The organism is Pectobacterium versatile, from assembly GCF_020166435.1.
In the GTDB taxonomy this organism is placed as follows: domain Bacteria; phylum Pseudomonadota; class Gammaproteobacteria; order Enterobacterales; family Enterobacteriaceae; genus Pectobacterium; species Pectobacterium versatile.
Genome location: NZ_JAINZP010000006.1, coordinates 223,949 through 240,987, shown reverse-complemented (window position 1 = coordinate 240,987; position 17,039 = coordinate 223,949). Strand labels below are relative to the sequence as shown.

General features: G+C 51.8%; 18 protein-coding genes. 5 read left to right on the top strand and 13 right to left on the bottom strand.

What is annotated here, in order from left to right:
- Window positions 1–69 precede the first annotated feature (69 nt).
- The 7 genes from fusA to K7X24_RS10135 all read right to left on the bottom strand — a co-directional run bounded on the left by fusA (window position 70) and on the right by K7X24_RS10135 (window position 5,143).
- Complete coding sequence (fusA, locus tag K7X24_RS10165) at window positions 70–2,184, bottom strand: elongation factor G (RefSeq protein WP_224554680.1); 2,115 nt, start codon at window positions 2,182–2,184, stop codon at window positions 70–72.
- 96 nt (window positions 2,185–2,280) lie between these two features.
- A complete protein-coding gene (rpsG, locus tag K7X24_RS10160; protein WP_009111198.1) occupies window positions 2,281–2,751 on the bottom strand; it encodes a 30S ribosomal protein S7 in 471 nt (156 codons plus the stop codon).
- 96 nt (window positions 2,752–2,847) lie between these two features.
- Window positions 2,848–3,222, bottom strand: a complete 375-nt coding sequence (gene rpsL, locus K7X24_RS10155; RefSeq protein ID WP_005969567.1) for a 30S ribosomal protein S12 — start codon at window positions 3,220–3,222, stop codon at window positions 2,848–2,850.
- Window positions 3,223–3,353: 131 nt separating this feature from the next.
- Window positions 3,354–3,641 (bottom strand): sulfurtransferase complex subunit TusB, encoded by a 288-nt coding sequence (gene tusB / locus K7X24_RS10150; protein WP_224554678.1) that lies wholly within the window; start codon window positions 3,639–3,641, stop codon window positions 3,354–3,356.
- 21 nt (window positions 3,642–3,662) lie between these two features.
- Entirely contained in the window at window positions 3,663–4,022 is a 360-nt protein-coding gene (gene tusC / locus K7X24_RS10145) for a sulfurtransferase complex subunit TusC (RefSeq protein WP_107333515.1), read from the bottom strand.
- Between the two features lie 9 nt (window positions 4,023–4,031).
- Window positions 4,032–4,421 (bottom strand): sulfurtransferase complex subunit TusD, encoded by a 390-nt coding sequence (tusD, locus tag K7X24_RS10140; RefSeq protein WP_224554676.1) that lies wholly within the window; start codon window positions 4,419–4,421, stop codon window positions 4,032–4,034.
- Entirely contained in the window at window positions 4,421–5,143 is a 723-nt protein-coding gene (locus K7X24_RS10135) for a transcriptional regulator (RefSeq protein WP_010296984.1), read from the bottom strand. The genes tusD and K7X24_RS10135 overlap by 1 nt, the downstream gene beginning before the upstream one ends.
- Before the next feature lie 371 nt (window positions 5,144–5,514).
- Here K7X24_RS10135 and eptA point away from each other — a divergent pair, with 371 nt between their 5' ends.
- The 3 genes from eptA to pmrB are packed head-to-tail and all read left to right on the top strand — an operon-like array spanning window position 5,515 to window position 8,917.
- A complete protein-coding gene (gene eptA / locus K7X24_RS10130; RefSeq protein ID WP_224554674.1) occupies window positions 5,515–7,161 on the top strand; it encodes a phosphoethanolamine transferase EptA in 1,647 nt (548 codons plus the stop codon).
- Window positions 7,158–7,826 (top strand): two-component system response regulator PmrA, encoded by a 669-nt coding sequence (pmrA, locus tag K7X24_RS10125; protein WP_010296993.1) that lies wholly within the window; start codon window positions 7,158–7,160, stop codon window positions 7,824–7,826. The genes eptA and pmrA overlap by 4 nt, the downstream gene beginning before the upstream one ends.
- Window positions 7,823–8,917: a two-component system sensor histidine kinase PmrB gene (gene pmrB / locus K7X24_RS10120; protein ID WP_224554672.1), complete on the top strand. Its 1,095-nt coding sequence runs from the start codon at window positions 7,823–7,825 to the stop codon at window positions 8,915–8,917. Before pmrA ends, pmrB begins: the two co-directional genes overlap by 4 nt.
- A gap of 70 nt (window positions 8,918–8,987) precedes the next feature.
- Here pmrB and glyA read toward each other — a convergent pair whose 3' ends face one another.
- Both glyA and K7X24_RS10110 read right to left on the bottom strand, forming a co-directional pair.
- Window positions 8,988–10,259 carry a serine hydroxymethyltransferase gene (gene glyA / locus K7X24_RS10115; protein ID WP_224554670.1) on the bottom strand — a complete coding sequence of 424 codons (1,272 nt, stop codon included), beginning with the start codon at window positions 10,257–10,259 and terminating at the stop codon, window positions 8,988–8,990.
- Between the two features lie 32 nt (window positions 10,260–10,291).
- Window positions 10,292–11,104: a YggS family pyridoxal phosphate-dependent enzyme gene (locus K7X24_RS10110; RefSeq protein ID WP_224554668.1), complete on the bottom strand. Its 813-nt coding sequence runs from the start codon at window positions 11,102–11,104 to the stop codon at window positions 10,292–10,294.
- Window positions 11,105–11,207: 103 nt separating this feature from the next.
- Here K7X24_RS10110 and K7X24_RS10105 point away from each other — a divergent pair, with 103 nt between their 5' ends.
- Entirely contained in the window at window positions 11,208–12,701 is a 1,494-nt protein-coding gene (locus K7X24_RS10105; RefSeq protein WP_224554665.1) for a PLP-dependent aminotransferase family protein, read from the top strand.
- Between the two features lie 140 nt (window positions 12,702–12,841).
- On the opposite strand, the gene fkpA is transcribed toward K7X24_RS10105, so the two are convergent.
- The gene (gene fkpA / locus K7X24_RS10100; RefSeq protein ID WP_103862623.1) at window positions 12,842–13,660 is read right to left on the bottom strand and encodes an FKBP-type peptidyl-prolyl cis-trans isomerase; all 819 of its coding nucleotides are present in this window, start codon (window positions 13,658–13,660) and stop codon (window positions 12,842–12,844) included.
- A gap of 282 nt (window positions 13,661–13,942) precedes the next feature.
- On the opposite strand from fkpA, the gene K7X24_RS10095 reads away from it, so the two are divergent.
- Window positions 13,943–14,161, top strand: coding sequence for a protein SlyX (locus K7X24_RS10095; protein ID WP_010297012.1), 219 nt, complete (start codon window positions 13,943–13,945; stop codon window positions 14,159–14,161).
- 97 nt (window positions 14,162–14,258) lie between these two features.
- Here K7X24_RS10095 and slyD read toward each other — a convergent pair whose 3' ends face one another.
- The 3 genes from slyD to kefB form a co-directional block, all read right to left on the bottom strand.
- Window positions 14,259–14,849, bottom strand: coding sequence for a peptidylprolyl isomerase (gene slyD, locus K7X24_RS10090; RefSeq protein WP_224554663.1), 591 nt, complete (start codon window positions 14,847–14,849; stop codon window positions 14,259–14,261).
- Between the two features lie 120 nt (window positions 14,850–14,969).
- Window positions 14,970–15,164 carry a YheV family putative zinc ribbon protein gene (locus K7X24_RS10085; protein ID WP_039362780.1) on the bottom strand — a complete coding sequence of 65 codons (195 nt, stop codon included), beginning with the start codon at window positions 15,162–15,164 and terminating at the stop codon, window positions 14,970–14,972.
- A gap of 62 nt (window positions 15,165–15,226) precedes the next feature.
- Window positions 15,227–17,038 carry a glutathione-regulated potassium-efflux system protein KefB gene (gene kefB, locus K7X24_RS10080; protein ID WP_224554662.1) on the bottom strand — a complete coding sequence of 604 codons (1,812 nt, stop codon included), beginning with the start codon at window positions 17,036–17,038 and terminating at the stop codon, window positions 15,227–15,229.
- Window position 17,039: the final 1 nt, after the last annotated feature.

The following is a 17,039-nucleotide window of genomic DNA, read 5'->3' as shown; positions in this document are numbered from 1 at the left end:
CGGCGATATTCCTTACTCAAATGCTCTCCCCCTATGGAGAGAGCACGGGATTTTTTTTAACCCTGAGGCTTATTTACCACGGGCTTCAATTACGGCCTGAGCAACGTTGTTAGGCGCATCATCGTACTTCAGGAACTCCATGGAGTAAGAAGCACGGCCTTTGGTCAGAGAACGCAGTTGAGTGGCGTATCCAAACATTTCAGACAACGGAACTTCAGCGTGAATCTGAACACCAGTAGCGTTAGATTCCTGACCTTTCAGCTGACCACGACGACGGCTAAGGTCACCGATAACGTCACCAGTGTTCTCTTCTGGAGTTTCAACTTCAACCTTCATGATCGGCTCAAGCAGAACTGGTTTTGCTTTCTTAAAGCCATCTTTGAAGGCAATAGAAGCGGCCAGTTTAAACGCCAGTTCAGAGGAGTCAACGTCGTGGTAAGAACCGAAGTGCAGACGCACACCGAGATCTACTACTGGATAACCCGCCAAGGGACCAGACTTCAGCTGTTCTTGGATGCCTTTATCAACGGCAGGGATGTATTCACCAGGAATTACACCACCTTTGATATCGTTGATGAACTCGTAACCTTTCGGATTTGAGCCCGGCTCCAGCGGGTACATGTCGATAACAACATGACCATACTGACCACGACCACCAGACTGCTTGGCGTGTTTACCTTCGATATCGGTAACTTTCGCACGAATCGCTTCACGATAGGCAACCTGTGGTTTACCCACATTCGCTTCAACGTTGAATTCACGCTTCATACGGTCAACGATGATGTCGAGGTGCAACTCACCCATACCAGCAATGATGGTCTGGTTAGATTCTTCGTCAGTCCATACGCGGAAAGACGGGTCTTCTTTAGCCAGACGGCCCAATGCCAGACCCATTTTTTCTTGGTCAGCTTTGGTTTTCGGTTCTACCGCGATGGAGATTACCGGCTCTGGGAATTCCATACGTTCCAAAATGATGACGTTGTCTGGATCACACAGAGTGTCACCCGTCGTTACATCTTTCAGACCGATAGCAGCAGCGATATCGCCCGCACGAACTTCTTTGATCTCTTCACGCTTGTTAGCGTGCATCTGAACGATACGACCAAAACGCTCACGTGCTGATTTAACTGGGTTCAGTACAGTATCACCGGAGTTAACCACACCAGAGTACACGCGGAAGAACGTCAGGTTACCAACAAACGGGTCGGTAGCAATTTTGAACGCCAGTGCAGCAAACGGCTCGTCATCACTTGCGTGACGCTCAGCCGGCGTGTCTTTACCGTCATCCAAAAGACCATTGATCGCAGGTACGTCAACTGGGGATGGCAGGTAGTCAACTACCGCATCCAGCATCGCCTGAACACCTTTGTTCTTAAATGCAGAACCACAGGTTACCAAGATGATTTCGTTGTTCAGAACGCGCTGACGCAGAGCTTTTTTGATCTCTTCTTCAGTCAGTTCTTCACCACCCAGGTATTTCTCCATCAGCTCTTCAGAAGCTTCTGCTGCGGATTCGATCAGGTTTTGGTGCCATTCTTCAGCCAGTTCTTGCATATCAGCTGGGATATCTTCGTATTCGAAGGTCACGCCCTGATCGGCATCATTCCAGTTGATGGCTTTCATTTTCACCAGGTCAACGACACCAGTGAAACCTTCTTCAGCACCAATTGCCAGCTGCAGCGGAACAGGGTTCGCGCCCAGACGAGCTTTGATCTGACCAACAACTTTCAGGAAATTCGCACCCATGCGGTCCATTTTGTTAACGAACGCAATGCGTGGAACTTTATATTTGTTTGCCTGACGCCATACGGTTTCAGACTGCGGCTGAACACCACCAACTGCGCAGTAAACCATTACCGCACCATCAAGTACACGCATAGAACGTTCTACTTCGATAGTGAAGTCAACGTGTCCTGGGGTGTCGATGATGTTTACACGATGCGGTTCATACTGCTTAGCCATACCAGACCAAAATGCAGTAGTCGCTGCGGAAGTGATAGTAATACCACGCTCCTGCTCCTGCTCCATCCAGTCCATGGTAGCTGCGCCGTCATGAACTTCACCGATTTTATGGTTTACACCAGTGTAGAACAGAATACGTTCGGTAGTAGTGGTTTTACCGGCGTCGATGTGCGCACTGATACCAATGTTACGGTAGCGTGCGATGGGTGTTGTACGAGCCATTTGTATCCTCTGTTTACTAGGGCGTTCAATTTAGTTAACCCAAGCGGGTTGGCTATTTTTAGCGCCCGCTTGGTTAGCATGACTACAACGAAGGGATTACCAACGGTAGTGAGCGAACGCCTTGTTAGCTTCGGCCATACGGTGAACGTCTTCACGTTTCTTAACAGCAGTACCTTTGTTCTCTGCTGCATCAGAAAGTTCGTTCGCCAGGCGCAGAGCCATAGATTTATCACCGCGTTTACGAGCAGCTTCTACGATCCAACGCATTGCCAACGCATTACGACGAACCGGACGGACTTCTACTGGTACCTGATAAGTAGAACCACCAACGCGGCGCGACTTAACTTCGACAGTCGGGCGAACGTTGTCCAGAGCTACTTCAAAAGCTTCCAGATGATCTTTACCAGAGCGCTGAGCCAGGGTCTCCAGCGCGGTATAGACGATTGCTTCAGCAGTAGATTTTTTACCATCTACCATCAGGATGTTTACAAATTTGGCCAGCAGTTCTGATCCGAACTTAGGATCCGGCAGAATTTTACGTTGACCAATGACGCGACGACGTGGCATGGAAATACTCCGTTGTTAATTCAGGATTGTCCAAAACTCTACGAGTTTAGTTTGACATTTAAGTTAAAACGTTTGGCCTTACTTAACGGAGAACCATTAAGCCTTTGGCTTCTTCACGCCGTATTTTGAACGGGATTGCTTACGGTCTTTAACACCTGAGCAGTCCAGCGCGCCACGAACGGTGTGGTAACGCACACCTGGCAGGTCTTTAACACGACCGCCACGGATCAGGATCACGGAGTGCTCCTGCAGGTTATGACCTTCACCACCAATATAGGAGGTAACTTCAAAACCGTTAGTTAAACGAACACGACATACTTTACGCAGTGCGGAGTTCGGTTTTTTAGGGGTGGTAGTATATACACGGGTACATACGCCACGTTTCTGCGGGCATGCTTCCAGCGCCGGAACGTTGCTTTTAGCAGCCTTCAGGGAGCGTGGTTTGCGTACCAGCTGGTTAATCGTTGCCATTCAAAAAGCTCCTGGGTTTTGCTTCGTAAACACGTAATAAATCGCCTCATGTTTGCGCAAGGCAAAGTATGAGGACGCAGAATTTTAGGGCTGGCAGTGGAAGGAGTCAAGAAATATACAAAAATTCGGCGTTACCACGCGAATTGCTGCGGGTGTTCCACTGTCAGTTGAACAAACTGATTATAGTCAATGAGCGTCACATTGTTTGAAATTTGTTCAATCATTCCTCTTGCCGCCGTATCAGGCTGGAGCGCGTAGAGAAGAACCGCCGAATCAAGGAGACGCTGAATAATATCTCCACCAGCTAGCGCAGCGATAACACCGTCTTGCAATAAGACCAACGCATCACCCTGACCCAAACTGAGCAGAAGTGCATCTAGGTCAACGTGATAAGGAGAACGTGAGAGCGTATGCAGCATATAAAAAGGAGAAATCCGTCGCTAGAATGAAAGGATGGAATGATAATCGGCCAACTTACTACGCCATGCTTGCGGCGCTAATAGCTCTACATCTAAAACCCAGTCTGTTTCTATACTCAACCCACGCTGGCGCACAGAAGTCTCACACAGATAACAAGCTTCGATATCGTACAACGGCAGCACACCAAACGTTGCGATGTAATTACGCATCAAAATCTTTTCCGGCTGTTGATGCGGCAGCAGTTGAAGTACGCCATCACCAACAAAAAATACGCCAATCTCTTCCGTCAGTGCTGACATCGCCAATAGTGCATCCAGCCCCTCTCGCCCAGCAGCACTCCCATGTGGAGAATGCGTAAAAACAAATGCGACTCGCTTCATAACGCTACCTTAAAACTGAATAACCCGATCGCAGGTCAGCACCGATTGCGCCAGCTCCCCCAGCCCGCTCAGAACAAAGCCGGGTTGCAGATTCGCGCCAGCAAGGTTGAGCTGAGTCGCTTGCTGCGCATCGGTCACACCTCTGCGTAATGCAGCGGCGACACAGACATTCAGCGCCACCTGATGCATTTCACCCAACAGCTGCCAGGCGCGTACAAGATCAAACTCATCATTAGCGGGTGATGTTAGCTGGTTGGCATTTAGCACGCCCTCGCGATAGAAGAACACACTTTTCAGTCTGTGCCCTTCAGCCAACAGCGCCTGTGCAAACTGCAACGCGCTGCTTGCCTGCTGTGTGCCATAAGCCGGGCCAGTCACCAGCAAACAGTAACTCAGCATTAACGTTCGTGCCCGCTGAAGTCGCCGCTTTTGAATTGACGGATATAAAGGTAGACCGTGTGTTTGGAGATATTGAGGCGTTCGGCGACCTGGTTGATGGCATCTTTAATATCAAAGATGCCTTTCTCATACAGGCTCAGTACGATTTGGCGATTTTTCGCATTATTGGAGACGTTGCGATCCGCATTAACTTCCTCAATCGAAAACTCCAGCGTTTGTGCCACGAGATCATCAACGGATGAGGCAAAGTTAACGGAAGAAGCGGCATCATGCGTTTCAGGTGGAATAAAGGTCTGCACGATTTGGGAGAAAGGCACATCCAAATTCATGTTTATACACAGCAGCCCGATCACGCGCTGATCGCGATTGCGAATGGCAATCGTCACTGACTTCATCAACACGCCGCTTTTTGCGCGGGTAAAATAGGCTTTCGACACGCTGCTATCTTCACCTGCCATGTCATGCAGCATGCGCAATGCAAGATCCGTAATCGGCGAGCCAATCTTCCTACCAGTATGTTCTCCATTGGCAATACGCACGGCAGAACATTTAAGATCCTCAAGCGAGTGCAACACAATCTCACAATGCTCGCCAATCAACATGGCCAAGCCATCAACCACCGCTTCATACGATTTCAGGATCTCATAGTCCGTTTGACTGAAAGGACGTTCATCCAGCAAATCAAGCTCATAAGATTCGCCAGATACAAGCGAATTAGACATGGCAGACACCACCCTCAACGTCATTATCCCCTAAATAATTCGAGCTGCGTGACAAAACGTTAGCGTTTTGAACAACGCTCTGCGTTGACCCTTTAGGGCAAGGCCCATTTATGGCCTTGTAACGCGGCAACCGCGCAAATCGCCAGGAGCTTACTTAGGTAAGTGACTGGAGTGAGCAAGGGCGGCCAACGCACAAGCAGCTTGAAGTATGACGGGTCTATTTATTTTGTATTGACAAGGGGCATAGTCTAGCAAATGTCCACACTCGCGTCCCTGAATTTAACGGGCTACCTCTTAAGGTTGTATTAATTTAACCCCGCTAGAGTCAGCGTCTTCTTTCCTCTCCATAATGGAAATCACGAGAGACGTGCATGAAAAAACCAATACCGATGGGCAGACCACACCTGAACAGCATTACATTCGTGCTGGTATTTTCTGCCTTTATTACTCTGGTTCAAAACATCGCCTACTATCGTCAGACGCTGCAACTGCTGGATATGACAGACTGGATCAGTATCCCTTTCTTTCTCAGCATGCCCGTTGTGATTTTCGCGGTGCTGAATATTATTTTTACACTGCTGGCAGCACCTTATCTGCGTAAGGCCGTCATTGTTCTTTTCCTGCTGACCGGTGCCGCCACGCAATACTTTATGCTGAACTACGGCATTATCATTGACCGAACCATGATCCAGAATATCCTGGAGACAACAGCTGGCGAGTCCTTTTCACTGCTTACGCCGCAGCTTGTCGCCTGGGTATTCTTTATTGGCGTCATTCCCGCAGCGCTCGCCATATGGATAAAAATAAAGCCAGCCAAGCCGACAACTGTCTATATTGGCATGCGCTTTCTCAGCGTCATTATTTCGTTATTCGCCATTTTATCTATCGCAGCATTCTTTTATAAAGATTACGCCTCGTTCATGCGTAATAACAAAGAGTTGGTAAAAGCAATTACGCCCAGCAATATCGTGGCGGCCAGCTTGTCCTACCATAAACATCGTGTGCTGGCTAATTTGCCTCTGGAGCAAATTGGTCTGGATGCCCATAAAGTGCCGTCACCGTCCCCGACGGCAAAAAAGAACCTGGTTATTCTGGTCGTAGGTGAAACCTCGCGAGCGCAAAACTTTTCGCTGGGAGGCTACGGGAAAGAGACCAATCCGCTGCTGGCGAAAGACAACGTTATCTACTTTGAAAACACCTCATCGTGCGGCACATCAACAGGCGTTTCCGTTCCCTGCATGTTTTCCAACATGCCGCGCCAAAGTTTTAATGGTGACTTAGCCAGCCATCAGGAAGGGTTGCTGGATATATTACAGCGGGCAAAAGTTAACGTGCTCTGGCAGGAAAATGATGGCGGCTGTAAAGATGCCTGTACACGTGTGCCAACGGTTGATGTGACATCGCTGAAACTGCCGGGACTATGCACCAATGGTGAATGCCACGATGAAGCATTATTCCACGGCGTCGAAGACTATATTAGTAAACTCGATAACGACGGCATTATCGTATTACATACGATAGGCAGCCACGGCCCGAGCTATTATCAGCGCTATCCTGACGCCTTTAAGAAATTTACCCCAACGTGTGATACCAATCAGATTCAAACCTGTACGCAGGAAGCGCTGACCAATACGTATGACAACACGATTCTGTATGTCGATTTTGTTCTGGATAAAGCGATCAATGTACTGAAACAGCATCAGGATAAATTTAATACGTCGCTGGTTTACCTGTCAGACCACGGCGAATCGTTAGGGGAAAACGGCATCTACCTGCATAGCATGCCCTACTCTATTGCGCCGAAACAGCAAACGCACGTCCCGATGTTGATGTGGTTATCAACGGGTTATCAGCAACAACACGCCATTCAGGACACCTGCCTGCGCCAGAACGCGAAACAGCTGGATTACTCGCAAGATAATCTTTTCCATACCATACTGGGGATGTTTACTATCGCCACGAAAGAATATCAGCCTCAGCTCGATATCCTTCAGCCGTGCAGGGATAAGGCAACATGAAATTATTGATTGTTGAAGACGATAAGCTGTTGCAGGAAGGATTATTATTGGCGTTGAGTCATGAAGGTTATGCCTGCGATTGCGCAGGCACGGCCAAAGAAGCGGACGCGCTCATCAGCAGCGCGCATTACAGTCTGGTTATTCTCGATCTTGGCTTACCAGATGAAGATGGGCTCACTCTGCTCTCACGCTGGCGTAAGAATCATTACCAGCATCCCGTGCTCATCTTAACCGCGCGGGATAAGGTAAACGATCGCGTCAGCGGGCTGGATGTCGGCGCAGACGATTACCTTGCCAAGCCTTTCGCCCTGACGGAATTACAAGCGCGCGTACGCGCGCTGATTCGCCGCAATCAGGGTTCAAGCAACAGCAAAATACAGGTCGACAACATTACGCTGGATTTAAACAATCAACAGGTGTTGCTGGATGACAAGCCAGTGGTGCTGACGCCGAAAGAGTTTGCGATCCTGTCCCGCCTGGTGCTGAAAGCCGGCTCTCAGGTACACCGTGAGGTTCTGCATCAGGATATTTATGCCTGGAACGATGACCCGTCTTCCAACTCGCTTGAGGTGCATATCCATAATCTGCGGCACAAGATAGGGAAAGACCGCATCCGAACCCTGCGAGGCTTTGGCTATCTGCTGACTAAAGGTGAACAACCATGAAGGGCGATACCGACGCCGTCACCAGCATGCGTCGTCGTTTGGTGCTGGCTCTAGGCGGCATCCTGCTCGTATGCCAGATGATTAGCGTATTCTGGCTTTGGCACGAAAGCGAAGAACAGATTAGCCTGCTGGTTGATAAATCTCTGAGCGCCAGCGCGCAGAACATGCAGATCGATCAAGAGATCAATGAGGCGATCGCCTCGCTCAGTATTCCAAGTCTGGTAATGGTCATCCTGACGTTGCTCATGTGCTTTCAGGCGGTCAGTTGGATCACACGTCCGCTTTCCCGCCTACAGGAAGAATTGCAGGATCGCACGGCAGAAAACCTGGAACCGCTGCCGCAACAGAGTGACATAAAAGAGGTTGCGGCGGTCACGCATACCATCAACCAGCTTTTTCAGCGCTTGGACGAAACGTTGAAACGCGACAGGCAATTTACTGCGGATGTCGCGCATGAGTTACGAACCCCGCTAGCCGGAATTCGTCTGCACCTTGAGCTACACCAGCAACAACATCAGATTGATTGCAGTTCGCTCATCAAACGTATCGATAAAATGGTGAAGACGGTAGAACAGCTTTTGCTGCTTGCCCGTGTCGGACAGGAATTTTCGGCGGGCCACCACCAAAATGTTGCGTTCCTGCAAGACGTCATTTTTCCTATGCAGGATGAACTGGCCGAGATGCTGCAAAAGCGTCAGCAGACGCTGAAATGGGTATTGCCACCAGAAGATATCACTCTGCGCGGCGATGCGACGTTGCTCCAACTACTGCTACGCAATCTGGTAGAAAACGCCTATCGCTATAGCCCGGAAGCAAGTCAGATCACCGTAAGCCTGAGCACGCTGCCACATATTGAACTACAAGTTGAGGATGAAGGGTCGGGTATTGATGAAAGCAAAGTCGGTGAATTGAGTAAGGCGTTCGTTCGCATGGATAGTCGCTATGGCGGTATCGGCCTCGGGCTAAGTATCGTGACGCGCATTGCTCAGTTGCACGATGGAAAATTTTTCCTCTGCAACCGGCCACAACGTTCCGGCGCCCTCGCTCGCGTGGTACTCGCCGCCCCTGACGAATCCCCGGATGAGGCCTGAAGAGCAATAATAGCGGGTCTACTCAACAATATAGAGACGGAACACCTCCCTGTGCTCAGCCTCGAGTGCCCTACCGGTATACAGGATAGCGGCCGCACAACGTCACCACTTGCTGGCGTACCCGATCGCGTATTGCCGTTAACGCTTCATCACCCGCGCCAAGCCCATCCAGCACGTCACAGAGCCACCTCGCCAATTGCTCACACTCCGCTACACCGAAACCGCGCGTCGTCACGGCTGGCGTACCAATACGCAGGCCCGAGGTAACAAAAGGCGAACGTGGGTCGTTAGGCACCGAATTCTTATTTGCAGTGATGTAAGCATCGCTCAGCGCAGCATCGGCATCCTTACCGGTATACGGCTTGTCGGACAGGTCGATCAGCAGCAAGTGGTTGTCGGTGCCACCAGAGACGATCTTGTAACCGCGCTGCTGGAGAACATGAGCCATGGCCCGGGCGTTGGCCACAACCTGACGCTGGTACACCGTGAATTCAGGACGTAATGCCTCCTTGAATGCCACGGCTTTAGCAGCGATAACATGCATCAACGGGCCGCCCTGAATACCAGGGAACACGGCGGAATGGAGCTTTTTGTAGAAATCCTCGCTCTGCCCTTTGGCTAAAATAATCCCACCACGCGGGCCGCGTAGGGTTTTATGGGTTGTACTCGTTACGACATGTGCGTGAGGAAGCGGATTCGGGTATTCGCCCGCCGCAACCAAACCCGCGACATGCGCCATATCCACCCAGAAGATCGCGCCCACCTTGTCAGCAATCGCGCGCATCCGCGCCCAATCCTTGTGGCGTGAATAGGCAGAGAACCCTCCAATAAGCATTTTTGGCCGGGTTTCCAAGGCAATACGTTCCATTTCGTCGTAGTCGATCAACCCTGTTTCAGGATCAAGCCCATAAGGTACGATCTTATAGTGGCGACCAGAAAAGTTGGATGGGTTACCGTGGGTCAAATGCCCGCCTTGAGCGAGATTCATGCCCATCACGGTATCACCCAGGTTAGTCAATGCCAGAAACACGGCAGCATTAGCCTGAGCACCGGCATGAGGCTGGACGTTGGCATAATCGCAGTCAAACAACACTTTAGCTCGCTCGATAGCCAGACGTTCGGCTACGTCTACATACTCGCAGCCGCTGTAGTAGCGCTTGCCGGGGTAACCTTCTGCATATTTGTTGGTGAACACGGAATTCTGGATCGCCATCACCAGCGGACTGGCATAGTTCTCTGAAGCGATAAGTTCAATATGGGTTTCCTGACGGTGTTCTTCATTCAAGATGGCATCGGCCAACTCGGGGTCAAAATCCGTGAGAGTCAAAGAGGTGTCATACATGGGCATCGTCCTATGCGTTAATCATGGTTTTTTTAAAGATTTGCTTCTGTGCTGGTTTCATCAGGCCAGTAGTAGCTATCCGGCAGAGGACGCGCCCCGAAGATCGCCTGACCGACGCGTACAACGGTGGCACCTTCCTCAATGGCTATTTCAAAATCGCCGGACATCCCCATGGATAATTCATCCAGCCCAATACCAATAGGGGCGTTTTGCTGCAATTTATCGCGTAGGTTACGTAGTCGGATGAAACACTGGCGCACGCGTTCAGCGTCACTGGAAAACAGCGCCAGCGTCATTAGCCCACGCACACGTAGCGTAGGGAATGCGGGAAGAGCCTGAATAAAAGCGGGTACGTCTTCAGGAGACAGGCCGTACTTACTGGCCTCACCAGAGGTATTAACCTGCACGAATACATCCAGCGAACGTCCTTCAACATGTAAGCGGCGATCCAGTGCTTCAGCCAGTCGCAGGCTATCCAATGCCTGAAATTCAGTAGCGAAGCGCGCCACCAGCTTAGCCTTGTTGGTTTGCAGATGACCAATGACCGACCACTGTAAATCGGTTAAATCCTGCATGGCTTCCCATTTACGAAACGCCTCCTGCACCTTGTTTTCGCCCAATATCCGACAACCTGCCGCATGGGCCATGCGTAGGCGACTTTCGGGCTTGGTCTTGCTGACAGGCAGCAGTCGTACGGTGGCAGGATCGCGGCCGACGCGGTGACAGGCCGCCGCGATGCGCATCTGTACCGCCGCCAGATTAAGTTGGAAATCCTCAACCGTGGCGGCTTCGGGATAGCGACCGTGACTGTCGTGGCGAGTGGGTGTATCGGAAGGTATCGGCATCAGCTTAACTCCTGATGAAGAGGATGAGTGGATTGTGAAACGTATTTATAGATTTAAAATAGCCGGATGTTCCCCACCATTTTCTTGATAAGAGGCAGACCAATTGTTCAAACACGCCCAGCTTGAATCGGTCAAAGCCTGGATTGGCGACCCCGCGCACGGTGCTTTACCCTTACACGCTCGTATCCAGCGAGCGATTCGCCAGTTAATCCTCGATGGCGTTCTTGACGTGGGCAAGCCCCTACCCGCATCGCGCGCGCTGGCGACATCACTCGGGGTTTCACGTGATACGGTCGAATCGGCTTACAGCCAGCTTCATGCAGAAGGATTTATCGAACGTCGCGTCGGCAGCGGCAGTTTCGTGTCGGAGCGGGCAAAGCGTCTGCCGGGACGTGGCAAAGCCCGAAAAACGGGAGATAGCAAAGCAGAACTGCACCTCAGTCAACGCGGCAGCGCTATGTTCCAGAATGGTGGAGTTCGCGATTTCATCATACCGCGTGCATTCGCGCCCGGCGTGCCGGAAACCCGCAGCTTTCCCCTCCAGACATGGGAACGGCTAGAACGACAGGTGCTAAAAGAATATGGCACGCGGGCGCTGCTACATAGCCCGCCACAGGGCATGGAAGCGCTGAGACGTGCCATCGCAGATTATGTCAATCTCGAACGGGGAGCCCGTGCTACGCCCGATCGCGTACTGGTGCTGACCAGTTCCCAGCAAGCGCTCACCCTGTGTGCGACTGTATTGTTGGATGCTGGCGACCCGATCTTCCTTGAAGATCCCGTATACCACGGTGCCCGCAAGGCATTCGAAGCCGCCGGACTTGCCTGTGTACCGATTCCATTAGATGCCGATGGTTTGCAGATTGATCACCTGCTTGAGGCAAGCAACGCACACAGTGTGCCCGCTAAAGCTGTATTCCTGACACCCTCACACCAGTTCCCAACCGGCGCGACGCTGACGTTGGATCGACGGCTGGCCGTGATTGAATGGGCCTGGCAGCAACAGAGCTGGATTATTGAAGACGACTACGACAGCGAGTTCCACTATGCAGGCAAACCTACTGCCTGCGTGCAGGGGCTCGACCCGCACGATCGAACGATCTATATCGGCACCTTCACCAAATCGCTGTTTCCCGGCCTGCGCATCGGCTACATGGTACTGCCGCCACAGCTGGTTGCCCCAATGACCGTGGCCCGTACGCTGATGGATGGACACAGCGCCCCCATTCCACAGCTCACGTTGGCACGTTTTATCGAAGGAGGCCACTTCGGTGCCCACGTACGCACGATGCGTACCGTTTATGCCGAACGCCGCGATGCGCTGGCACGGCTGGTGCGTCAACATCTGGCTGACTTCGTGGAGCCACGGGTGCCGGCCGGAGGCATGCAGATGCCCTGTATATTCATCCGTGACATATCTGAACACGACGCGGTGGAATCCGCGCGTCGGGCCGGTATCGATCTGCTCGGGCTGACAGCGCTGTATGCATCGGGCCAGCATAAAGCTGGTTTCCTCATGGGATTTGCCGCCCACGCACCGCATGAACTGGAAGCGGCGGTCAAGACGTTGGCGAAGGTACTACGCGCGCTGTGCTGATGATGGGTAGCAGGCGGTGGATGACAGATAGGTGCCGTCACGGTTAACAGGAGAAAGGATTCAATCGCAGGGAAGTGATAGTGAAAAACAAAAAAAACCGCAGGTCGAAACCTGCGGTTATATCGCCATTATCGCGATGCTTATTTAGCCGCTTTCTCTTCGGCTGCTGGTTTTTCAGCTTTCGCATCATCCGCTGCTTTCAGGTCAGCTTCAGATTTAATGTCCAGCAGTTCAACGTCAAACACCAGCGTGGAGTTAGCCGGAATGCCAGGCACGCCGTTTTCGCCATAGGCCAGTGCCGGTGGGATAGCCAGCTTGATTTTACCGCCTTTCTTAACGTGTTTCAGACCTTCAGTCCAACCTGGGATTACGCCGTCCAGACGGAAAGAAAGTGGCTCACCACGTTTGTAGGAGTTGTCGAACTCGCTACCGTCAACCAGCGTACCTTTGTAGTTAACGACTACAGTATCGCTGTCTTTCGGCGCGTTGCCGCTACCTTCTTTCTCAACCTGATACAGAAGGCCAGATTCAGTTTTCTTCACGCCTTTTTCTTTGGCGAAGGACTCAAGATACTTAGTGCCTTTATCCGCGTTATCTTTCGCATCTTGCTTCATCTTGGCTTCAGCCGCAGCTTTCACTTTACCTTCAAAGCCTTGCAGCGTTTTTTCGATTTCTTCGTCAGTCAGCTTGCTCTTATCAGCAAAGGCATCCTGAACGCCAGCAATCAGCTGATCCTTATCCAGTTTGATACCTAATTTTTCTTGCTCTTTCAGAGAGTTATCCATGTAACGCCCTAAAGATGCACCTAACGCATAAGCCGCTGCCTGCTCATCATTCTTGAATTTGGCTGCCGCAGTGGTATCAGATGCCTGCGCCTTGTCTGCCGCCAGAGCCTGGCCTGCGTTCAGAGCCAGAGCCATCGTTGTTGCTAACAGCGTTACTTTAAACAGTGATTTCATCCATTTCTCCAGCATCTGGAGCGACGCGCTCCAGCCATCATTAAAATAAATTCGCGCCTACTATAACTGTGCGGACGAAGACAACACAACGACGCACTCGACAATCCTTTGATAAAAAACGTCAGGAAGCTTTTCCGACATCATTTGTGTCGTCCTAAGGCCTTCTGGCAACGATATGCCCCATTCAGGATAGTGTATTGCGCCCTACTGCGACCGTTTTTACTACCAGAAGTTTCCGCTTTCTGACAAACTCGCGGGTAACAAGAAGTAAGGGGAATACCGATGTCACCATCAGCACTTGAAGAACGGCTCGAACAGTTGGAAAGCCGACAGGCCTTTCAGGAATTAACCATAGAAGAACTTAACCAAACGGTTATTCAACACGAGCGGGAAATTAGCCGCCTGCGTGAACATGTCCGTCTACTCACCGACCGACTGCGCAGCCAGCAAACCTCGCTCGTCGCATCACAGGCAGAAGAAACGCCGCCGCCGCATTACTGAGATCGGCCCCCGCTATACTGGCGCTCACCAAGCCCAGATATAAAAAAACCTCAGGTGATCTTCATCAACCTGAGGTTTTTTTATGCGCTACGACTCATTAGTGGCAGCCGCATCCACCGTTGCCGCCGCAGCCGCCTTTACCGTGCTGGTGACCGTGATCGTGGTCATGATCATGGCCATGACCGCCACAGCAGCCGTCGCCGTGTTCATGATCGTGATCGTGTTCGCCGTGAACGTGACCGTGCGCCAGCTCTTCTTCCGTCGCTTCGCGGATAGCAACAACTTCAACGTTGAAGCTCAGGTTTTGGCCTGCCAGCATGTGGTTGCCGTCGACAACAACGTGGTCGTCTTCAACTTCGGTGATTTCCACTGGTACTGGACCCTGATCGGTCTCAGCCAGGAAACGCATGCCAACCTGCAGCTCGTCAACGCCCATAAAGACATCTTTCGGTACACGCTGAACCAGATTTTCATCGTAGTTGCCGTAAGCGTCGCTGGAACCAATGTTCACATCAAACTTCGCGCCAGCTTCACGGCCTTCTAAGGCTTTTTCCAAACCAGAAATCAGGGAACCGTGACCATGCAGATAGTCCAACGGCGCGCTCACCGGAGACTCATCAACCAACACACCGTCTTCTGTACGTACCTGATAGGCCAGGCTGACCACCAGATCTTTTGCTACTTTCATGATATCTCCTACCGTTGGAAATCAAACTGGCGCAAATTGTAGCTGAAAAATATCCCTATGTACCGTCTGGAATCAAAAAACGTCAACGGTTGGCGACAATGCCACCACGACACTCATCCCTCATTCTGGCCGGAAGATCCCGATAATCTCGTTAGCCTGTGGGGCGGGTGCCGTCGTGGGCTCATCTGCCTGGCTCTGGCGATATCCGCACTTCACACACACCACAACCTCGACATCATCCTCTCGTCCAACCGCCAGCGTATCCTGAGCCTGACACGTCGGGCACACGGCCCCTGCAATAAAGCGTTTACGCATGATAGATCCAATCCTTCTCCGTTCCAGAACCCAGAACCTATTCCAGTAGACATTATTGGTTCTTACACGTCGTCTTCATCCCACACACTAGGCCGACGGCGCTCGCGCAGCATTTCCCGCTGGAAAATATCCTCTAGCTCACGGCGTGCCTCTTTCACACGGGAGATTTGTGCGACATCCCCCGTCAGTTGCGGCATCAATTCACGCAGCATGCGCATATCCAAACGGCGGAAATGCTGTTGTGCACGCATCGCCTGATGGGGGTGCATGCCCACCGTCATCAGCGTTTTCCGCCCTAGCTCCAGCGCGCTGGAAAAGGTTTCGCGCGAGAAATGTTTTACACCTGTCTGTAACAACTCATGGGCTTCAACACGCCCGCGTGCCCGCGCCAGAATCTCCAGATTTGGAAAATGTTGCTGACAGAGATGCACAATCTCCATCGTATCTTCTGGCGCATTACAGGTGATCACAATGGAGCGCGCTTTATCCGCCCCCGCCGAGCGCAGCAGTTCAAGCTCCGTGGCATCACCATAATAAACCTTATAACCATAGCTGCGCATCAGGCTCACAGCACTGATATCACGCTCCAGAACGGTAATCCGCATTTTGTTCGCCATTAATAAGCGGCCAATCACCTGCCCGAAACGCCCGAAGCCCACCACGATCACTTGCGGTTCGTCATCCTCGACATACGGTTTCTCATCCGGTACATCCTGCACGTTGTAACGACGTACCAGAATGCGGTCGATTAACTGCATCAGCAGCGGCGTCGTCATCATTGATAGCGTCACCGTCACCAGCAACAGCGGCAGTTGCTCACCTTTCAATACGTTGAATGAAGCCGCAGCGGAAAACAGGACGAAAGCAAACTCGCCGCCCTGACTCAGCACCCCAGCAAACTGCAAGCGCTCGGAGCGGCGCATACGATTAATCCGCGCAAGGAAATACAGTACAGCCGCTTTCACCGCCACCAGCACCAATACCGCAACCATAATCTTCACGATGTGGGTGTAGAGGATCCCGAGATTCAGCGCCATTCCTACAGAGATAAAGAACAGGCCAAGCAGCAAGCCTTTGAACGGCTCAATCGCAATTTCCAGTTCATGCCGATACTCACTTTCCGCCAGCAGAATACCAGCGATAAAGGTGCCTAACGCCATGGAAAGCCCTAATGCTTCCATAAATAGCGCAGAGCCGAGCACCAGCAATAGCGCGGCGGCAGTAAACACCTCGCGCACGCCGGATGCCGCAATAAAACGGAACAGCGGGCGCACCAGATAGCGGCCACCGATGAGCATGCCGAGAAACGCAGCAACCTTCAGTCCAATCCGTTCCCAATCGCCGAAATCCCCCTGTACCCCAGCCAGAATGGGAATCAACGCCAGCGCAGGGATAACCGCCAAATCCTGAAACAGCAGGACAGAGAAGCCCAATTGCCCCGATTCATTGCGATTCATGCCCTTTTCGCGCATCAGTTGCAGCGCCATGGCCGTTGACGACATCGCCAGCCCCACGCCACCAATCAGCGCGGACTGCCACGAGAAGTCCGTCAGATACAAAGCTCCGCCTAAAATCAGCGCACTCAGACCAACCTGAGCCGCCCCAACGCCGAAGATTGAACGGCGTAGCGTCCAGAGCTTGGAGGGATTCAACTCCAGACCGATGATGAACATCAGGAAAACGACACCCAGCTCCGAGAAATGCAGGATGGCTTCCACATCACGGATAAAGCCAAGCCCCCAAGGGCCAATGGCGATCCCGGCGATCAAATAGCCCAGTACGGCACCAATCCCTAATCGGGCAGCGATCGGTACGGCTACTACCGCCACAAACAAAAACAAGACTCCGGCGGTCAGGAGCGAAGAACTCTCCATA

Bases quoted from the DNA above. Each gene is read 5' to 3' on its own strand.
- fusA (WP_224554680.1), bottom strand. From the start codon at position 2,184: ATGGCTCGTACAACACCCATCGCACGCTACCGTAACATTGGTATCAGT.
- tusC (WP_107333515.1), bottom strand. From the start codon at position 4,022: ATGAAGCGAGTCGCATTTGTTTTTACGCATTCTCCACATGGGAGTGCT.
- tusB (WP_224554678.1), bottom strand. From the start codon at position 3,641: ATGCTGCATACGCTCTCACGTTCTCCTTATCACGTTGACCTAGATGCA.
- K7X24_RS10085 (WP_039362780.1), bottom strand. From the start codon at position 15,164: ATGCGTAAACGCTTTATTGCAGGGGCCGTGTGCCCGACGTGTCAGGCT.
- pmrB (WP_224554672.1), top strand. From the start codon at position 7,823: ATGAAGGGCGATACCGACGCCGTCACCAGCATGCGTCGTCGTTTGGTG.
- fkpA (WP_103862623.1), bottom strand. From the start codon at position 13,660: ATGAAATCACTGTTTAAAGTAACGCTGTTAGCAACAACGATGGCTCTG.
- glyA (WP_224554670.1), bottom strand. From the start codon at position 10,259: ATGTATGACACCTCTTTGACTCTCACGGATTTTGACCCCGAGTTGGCC.
- pmrA (WP_010296993.1), top strand. From the start codon at position 7,158: ATGAAATTATTGATTGTTGAAGACGATAAGCTGTTGCAGGAAGGATTA.
- K7X24_RS10095 (WP_010297012.1), top strand. From the start codon at position 13,943: ATGTCACCATCAGCACTTGAAGAACGGCTCGAACAGTTGGAAAGCCGA.
- eptA (WP_224554674.1), top strand. From the start codon at position 5,515: ATGAAAAAACCAATACCGATGGGCAGACCACACCTGAACAGCATTACA.
- K7X24_RS10135 (WP_010296984.1), bottom strand. From the start codon at position 5,143: ATGTCTAATTCGCTTGTATCTGGCGAATCTTATGAGCTTGATTTGCTG.
- K7X24_RS10110 (WP_224554668.1), bottom strand. From the start codon at position 11,104: ATGCCGATACCTTCCGATACACCCACTCGCCACGACAGTCACGGTCGC.
- tusD (WP_224554676.1), bottom strand. From the start codon at position 4,421: ATGCTGAGTTACTGTTTGCTGGTGACTGGCCCGGCTTATGGCACACAG.
- rpsL (WP_005969567.1), bottom strand. From the start codon at position 3,222: ATGGCAACGATTAACCAGCTGGTACGCAAACCACGCTCCCTGAAGGCT.
- slyD (WP_224554663.1), bottom strand. From the start codon at position 14,849: ATGAAAGTAGCAAAAGATCTGGTGGTCAGCCTGGCCTATCAGGTACGT.
- kefB (WP_224554662.1), bottom strand. From the start codon at position 17,038: ATGGAGAGTTCTTCGCTCCTGACCGCCGGAGTCTTGTTTTTGTTTGTG.
- rpsG (WP_009111198.1), bottom strand. From the start codon at position 2,751: ATGCCACGTCGTCGCGTCATTGGTCAACGTAAAATTCTGCCGGATCCT.